Source organism: Variovorax sp. 10N412 (assembly GCF_056394985.1).
Genome location: NZ_JBFTIO010000050.1, coordinates 1 through 641 on the forward strand (window position 1 = coordinate 1; position 641 = coordinate 641).

Annotated in this window: 1 protein-coding gene; it reads left to right on the forward strand. The window is 63.8% G+C overall.

The genetic code is table 11. The annotated features are described in order from the left end of the window. The coding region (locus AC1DJH_RS33080) for an IS3 family transposase (RefSeq protein WP_478188612.1) at window positions 1-641 on the forward strand (641 nt) is incomplete at both ends.

The window sequence follows — 641 nt, forward strand, 5'->3', positions numbered from 1 at the left end:
CGGCGATACAGCGCGTCTGGCAGGCCAACATGCAGGTCTATGGGGCCGACAAGGTCTGGAGGCAACTGGCGCGCGAGGGCACGACGGTGGCCCGCTGCACGGTCGAGCGGCTGATGCGGCGCCTGGGGCTGAGAGGTGTGATGCGCGGCAAGGTGGTGAAGACCACTATCAGCAACTCCAGAGCACCATGCCCGCTGGATCGGGTCAACCGGCAGTTCCGAGCGCAGCGCCCGAACCAGCTGTGGGTCTCGGATTTCACGTACGTGTCGACATGGCAGGGCTGGCTGTACGTCGCCTTCGTGATCGATGTGTTCGCCCGACGCATCGTGGGCTGGCGGGTCAGCAGCTCGATGCGCACGGACTTCGTGCTCGATGCTTTGGAGCAAGCGCTGTACGACCGTCAACCCGAACGCGACGGCAGCTTGATTTGTCACTCCGATCGTGGCTCGCAATACGTCAGCATCCGGTACACGGAACGACTGGGCGAGGCTGGCATTGAGCCATCAGTGGGCAGCAAAGGCGACTCCTATGACAACGCCCTGGCCGAGACGATCAACGGCCTCTACAAGGCCGAGCTGATCCATCGCCGGGCGCCGTGGAAGACCAAGGAGTCGGTGGAGTTCGCGACGCTCGAATGGGTG